Source organism: Bradyrhizobium sp. CCBAU 11386 (assembly GCF_028128955.1).
Classification (GTDB): Bacteria; Pseudomonadota; Alphaproteobacteria; order Rhizobiales; family Xanthobacteraceae; genus Bradyrhizobium.
The window spans coordinates 1-5,937 of the sequence record NZ_LBKA01000134.1 but is presented as its reverse complement, the minus strand read 5'-3'; the positions used below and the strand labels follow the sequence as shown (position 1 = coordinate 5,937).

Here is a 5,937-nt window from a genome sequence, read left to right as displayed (position 1 = left end):
AAAGCTTATGTCCGGTGGACAGCTGGTCATGGACTAAGTCCATCGCCAACTGTCGTTCGAACGCGCGTGGTCGGCCTGCAGTCATCGCGCAGCTTGGCCCTTCCCGCGTTTAGCTGCGCGATTGTGACCCAACTCGCGGTAGACGCGCCGCGTCTTGTTTTGACTATGTCGCCAACAGCGGAAAAGTAAGACAAGACCACGATAGCCGCAGCGAATTCGGAGGTGGACGGACCTCCTTGATCTTCTGTTCCATAGCAGCTGACCCGAGGGACGAGACTTGTCGTCTGGCAGAGCGATCAAACTCGAGAGCGTCGCAGGACCGGCGGATCGACACCTGCCAGTCACCATATCTTGTTGACCACCTCGCGGTTCGGCCGGGCGTCATAATTTCGGCAGCTCAAGCCCTGCCGCATTTCCTTATCGATCGAAAGGTCCACCACCAGCTTCTTCAGTTTGCCGTTCTCCTCCTCGCGCTGTTTCAGCCATCGCATCTCCCTCGGCGGCACTCTGTCGAAGTTCTTCTTCAAGTCGAAATAGTCGCTTGACCGATTCCCGCCTTGCAGCAGATCTCCGCCGCAGTAATGATCTCGTCGCCCTGCTCGAGAAAACACCTTCTGGAGGTCTATAAAAAGTCGTTCTTCGCTCTTCCCAGCCGGAGGCTCGATGCGAAAACTCTTGTCAAAATGGTCCAGTTTGTCGCCCTCAGATCAGCCGAGATCTATCCGAGTAGGTCTAAGCCCCCTTGTATGCCTCTCTCTGCGTTTGCTTAATCCCTGCTTATCGTTCAGCACATGCGCCATGTGCCTTCCGTTACAATGCGACCGAAGGTTTGTTTGAGAACACTAAACTTGTTGCGAAAGCGACGTTGCGGGGAAGAAAGCCGCTGCAATTCGGACCTTGGATCCTGGCCCAGTTCCTGCACCTCGAATGTAAAATGTGCGAAAGACAGGTAAGCGCTTTGATCTCGATCTGAAGGTGATGCAATCGCGGCCCATCTATTTGCCTTATGCCGGACGCGGCACAATTGCCTTTCGTTCCGCCGCTGAGCTTGGTCCGTGGCGGCGAAACGGAAGAAGCATTGAGCTAGGGCGTGATACCGCAATCTATGGACACTCGCAAGAGTTCGGCCCAGAAGTTTTCAGGTCTAGGCGCGTGCGGAAGACGTCGCGCAAACTGAGAGTGAATCAATGTCCAAAGACGTAATTGACCTGCGCGTCATCCTCAATGTCGAACAGATCGAGGCGAACATGTTTCGCGGACATAGTCCGAGCTCGAGTTCGCAACGGGTGTTCGGCGGCCAGCTCGTCGGGCAAGCTATGATGGCAGCATCGCGTACGGTGAAACACCGGCTGGCGAATTCGTTGCAGGGAAATTTTATCCAGGGTGGCAACCCGCAAATGCCGATCCTTTACAGGGTTACCAACCTGCGCGATGGCAAGAGCTATTCGATCCGGCGCGTCAGCGCGCGTCAGCAAGGCCGCTCGATTTTCTCGATGGTGGTGTCATTTCACGCTGGAGAGCAGAGCGCCTTTGACCACCAAGACAAAATGCCCGATGTGCCAAGCCCGGAAAAGCTCACCAGTCATGAGTTACTCAAGGAGCCAAGCTTTCCCGAGATGCAAAAACGGGTCCCGGCTCTCCAACCCAATTGTCCCTTTCGATTGCGCCCGGTCGAGATCGCCCGATATCTCGGTGAGGAGATCGGAGATGGTCGCATTCACATTTGGATTAAGGCCGCCGCGAAGCTGCCCGACGATCCGGCGCTGCATATGTGTGCGCTAGCCTATGCTTCGGATTGGTCGTTGCTCGACACGGTGATGGCTCGTTATGGACGCACGCTTTACGACGCGCGTATGATGGCGGCGAGCCTCAATCACGCAATTTGGTTTCATCGCCCGTTTCTGGCTGATGATTGGCTGCTATTCGCCCAAGACTCGCCGAGCGCGGAAGGAGGACGGGGTTTTACGCGCGGGTTGATCTTCAAGGAAGACGGTACGCTGGTGGCCTCGGTTGCTCAAGAAGGCTCGATCCGCGTGCGGCGTTGACCGAGGAACTTCTGCTTCCGGATTGAGATCGTGGACGGCTTTGGCAGCCAGGATCATCTTGCGGGTCAGGATTGCGGATGTTCCAACCACAATAGATAATAAATGCGGCGCAGCTCAATTGGCTTCGAAGAAGGCGTGCCAAGACAAGTCGACGCTTGTAGACTGGCGCCACCCTGGAGATGACGCTGAGACGCTAAGCGGAATCATCTTTCAGAGAAGCCATGCGTGCGCGCGTTTTGCCAGTTGCAATCGTTTCAGTCCTCGGGCGGCGCATCGATTGGAATCCCAAAGCCCGCCTTCACTCGGTCCATTATGACCATTGTCTTAAAGCCCTTGATGTCTGAGTTCTCATAGAAGAAACGCCTAGTGAAATGCTCGTAATCTTCCATGGTGCGCGCTGTGACATATAGGACAAAATCAGCGTCACCGGTGACGTAAAATCCATTGACCACGTCGGCGGACGATCTGATCGCTTTCTTGAACTTATCGATTATGTCTGAACGCTCTCGCTCCAAAGTAACTAGTACGAGCATTTGAATTGGCCTACCAACCGCCTTTGGTGAGACGATTGAGACATCGGCCTCGATGATACCTTCTGATCGAAGCCTCTTCAGTCGTCGCTGACACGCAGTCGCAGAGAGACCAGCTAGTTCGCCGATTGTCTCGGATGTGAGTCGATTATTCTTCTGCACGATCTCGAGAATGCGGGCATCTATTCGGTCATATTGCATAAGAGGCTCCAGCGATGATGAATTTCGCCGACAAATCCGGGCGCGATGCAGAAAATCCTCCCGCTCGATCGGAAAAGCGACGCAAAAGAATCTGTGCGGAAGGTAACCTGATTGTGTCGGCAATTTCAACAAAGTACCGTACGAGACCGTTAACTCGCCCCAAAGTATCGCAGGACCGTCCGCACTTTAACCGCTTCGTGAGGGGTCATCACAGAGCGTGCGTCGTCGCGATTTCTTGGAGCGCGCTGCGCCCAGAGACGGCACCTGTCCGGATGAACGAACGAGAGGCTCGTCTTGATATCGGGGACTTCGCTTGTAGCAGTGTCGTTGATACGAACCGGTCGGCTAGGCGCGGTTGAGGCTCGACCATTCGTAAGACTTGTTCTCATTTTCCTTGGACACAGCCAGTCGGTATCGCCGTGGCGGTCAACCCCGGGAATTTTGGAGTTGTCACGATTGTGCGCAGTCCTTGCTCGCGCGGATGTCTTAGTGGAGCGTGCTGCCAACCCTCTCGGCTCTGGCGGTAGCGAGAACGGCCGAAAGATCGGATGTTCCTCGCGGGGTACTTCAGGTGGGCGTCGCCAAAGCCTATCGATCTGCGAGGCCTTTATTGCGCGATGCAAAATGCGCGTCCTTCCGTGTGCTTGTGCAGGGGCCGCGGACGCCCTAAAGGATCTCACTCGAACCTAGAGGCCATGCTTGGGGCGGCGAGAGTTATATTCTCGCCTCTTGAGCGTCGGAGCGCACGGGTTCGCCGCTCGAAAAGGAGTGACGGCAATGAAGTGACCGCCAAGCACTCGGATCTAATTTTCCGATACAGTTGGCAGAATATCGGGTCGCACCGTGCCGGCCTCGTTAAGCTGTCATATTCGAAGTTAGAATTGAGGGACGCAAATCGGCCTCTCAAAGTTTGCTTCCGCGCGCGATTGTGCGCCGAAGCAAGGCTGCTTGTGGTTAGTGCGCCGGTTATTCCAAACCAGAGATGATCGAGCAGGCAGAGGCACGCTTACAAAGTAAGGGGGCTGACAACTTGAGCCTCTAAGGTTGCACAATTTAGCGCGCGTTTCGAAAGAACGCAGAAATTATGAGCGCACCGGCTCTTCCAGGCAGGAATTGGACGTGATGATGGGGTACGCTTGGTTCAGGGTGCGCATCGGAAGCAAACTTGTGGACCAGCTCACGATAGAGCGCCGTGAGCTGGTCCTCCCTGAAAGAGTGCATCCAACCGCGAATTCAGTTAGCACTTGGAGGCTACGTAAAATATGGAAAAGCTACTGCACTTTGAACGGGCCGAATTCGATGAGCGCGTTGCGGCCGTTAAAAAAGAGTTGGCTAAGCGCGGGATCGATATTCTGCTCGTTTCCGAGCCCCCAAACCTGAACTATCTGACCGGCTACGATGCCTATTCGTTCTATACGCCACAAATGGCGATCGTAGCGCTTAATCACGCCGAGCCCATCTTTATCACACGCTTTATGGATCGCATCTCGGCAAAACTTACGACCTATCTCTCCGAACATAACATCAGGCCCTTTCCAGATGAGTATGTAAACTCACGCACCTTATCCGCGTATGATTTCGTGGCAGAGGTCGTAAAGGAAATTGGCGGTGAACGAGCCTGCATTGGCGTAGAGATGGGAGGGTTCTACTATTCAGCACGCGCACATGCTGATCTTCTTAAGGCGCTGCCCAACGCCAAGTTCGTAGACGCAGACCTGCTAATCAACTGGATCCGCCTCACAAAAAGTCCAGCCGAGCTGTCTCTCATGCGCCAGGCTGGTCAAATCGGAGATGCGATGCTTAAGCGGGCGGTCGACACCGCTGAGCCGGGCATGCGCGAATGCGACCTGGCGGCTGCCATCTATCACCAGCAGATTTCAGGTACGCCGGAATTCGGAGGTAGCTATGCCTCCTCAGCGCTACATCTTTGCGTTGGCGAACGCGCTCTCGCACCCCACTCCGCCTGGACCGACAAGCCACTTCCGGCGTCTACGACAATCAATGTCGAGGTCCACGGAAATCGACTTCGATATCAGATCAATATTGCCCGTACGATTTGTCTCGGGAAGCCCTCCGTCGCCTACCAAAAGTTGTCGGAGATTGCAGTCGAGGCCTTGAATGCAGGCCTTGAAAGTGTACGTCCGGGTCGCACGTGCTCTGAAGTCCAGGAGGCTTTCGCACGAGTACTCGCACGCCATGGAATCGAGAAAGAAGGTAGGCTCGGTTATCCCATCGGAATTGGTTATCCGCCATCAGTGGCCGAGCGCACCGCGAATTTGCGAAAGGGAGACGAAACAGTTCTTCAGCCCGGCATGTGTTTTCATATGATGCCTGGATTGTGGCTGGACGATCGAAGCGTCGCCATAACTCAGCCCTTCGCCGTCACTGACAAGGGTTATGAGCCCTTGACCTCGACACCGCGGGTCCTATTCGTCAAATAGTGGAACAGTTATAGGTCGCAGCCCTAGTTTTTGTTGCGGGCTGCGGCCGCGTTGCCGCGGCTGGCATTCGATACTTGGGTGTCCTACCAAGCGCGACGATGTGGCGGCGGCTGACGAGGTAACGATGGCCTTTGTTATTCCGTTGCAGTGTCTCGCGCTGCTGACGATGTCCCCTCCAGCTCCGCCATCAGCAGGCAGTAACACCGTTGAATCGCATTCGATGGCGAGCTGCGATCGGCGCCTGTTGAGCCTGCGATGGCTCTGCGGTGACCTTGCCCCCTGGACTTAATCCAGATTGAAGTTCGCTCTGGCTCATATGAGGACCAGAGCATGAAGCGCAACCGCTTTAAGGAAGAGATGGGGTATTCGGTCCCGATCGCCTGACCTATTTGCTGCGCGGCACGTTTTGACTGACGATCATGGACCAACTCTATCCGAAGGAGAAACGTCATGATCTAGGTCGGCCTCGATGTTTCGCTGAATTCCGTTGCGGTATGTGCGGTGGACGAGACCGGAAAGCTTATCCGGGAGGGAACGACGTTGGCGGACGCGCCATCGATTGTGCAGTACCTCGAACCATGGGCTGGTCAAGTTGAACGGGTGGGCCTTGAGGCAGGACCGACGTCAGAATGGCTGGCCGCAAATCTAATCGAACTGGGGCTGCCGGCCGTCAGTTTGGAAGCCCGCCAAGTTAAGGCGGCGCTTTCGGCCATGCCGGTG

General features: G+C 55.3%; 4 protein-coding genes and 1 pseudogene. 3 read left to right on the top strand and 2 right to left on the bottom strand.

Translation table 11 applies throughout. The features are described from left to right. Positions 1–341: 341 nt before the first annotated feature. Positions 342–527, bottom strand: a complete 186-nt coding sequence (locus XI09_RS09095; RefSeq protein ID WP_271566537.1) for a hypothetical protein — start codon at positions 525–527, stop codon at positions 342–344. A gap of 660 nt (positions 528–1,187) precedes the next feature. Here XI09_RS09095 and XI09_RS09090 point away from each other — a divergent pair. Then, positions 1,188–2,045, top strand: a complete 858-nt coding sequence (locus XI09_RS09090) for an acyl-CoA thioesterase (RefSeq protein ID WP_271566536.1) — start codon at positions 1,188–1,190, stop codon at positions 2,043–2,045. Between the two features lie 254 nt (positions 2,046–2,299). On the opposite strand, the gene XI09_RS09085 is transcribed toward XI09_RS09090, so the two are convergent. After that, the gene (locus XI09_RS09085) at positions 2,300–2,776 is read right to left on the bottom strand and encodes an Lrp/AsnC family transcriptional regulator (RefSeq protein WP_183250356.1); all 477 of its coding nucleotides are present in this window, start codon (positions 2,774–2,776) and stop codon (positions 2,300–2,302) included. A gap of 1,262 nt (positions 2,777–4,038) precedes the next feature. Between XI09_RS09085 and XI09_RS09080 the strand changes: the two genes are divergently transcribed. Together XI09_RS09080 and XI09_RS09075 are read left to right on the top strand one after the other, a co-directional pair. Next, the gene (locus XI09_RS09080) at positions 4,039–5,217 is read left to right on the top strand and encodes a M24 family metallopeptidase (protein WP_271566535.1); all 1,179 of its coding nucleotides are present in this window, start codon (positions 4,039–4,041) and stop codon (positions 5,215–5,217) included. Between the two features lie 540 nt (positions 5,218–5,757). Then, positions 5,758–5,937: pseudogene (locus XI09_RS09075) on the top strand (IS110 family transposase); the annotation flags it as partial.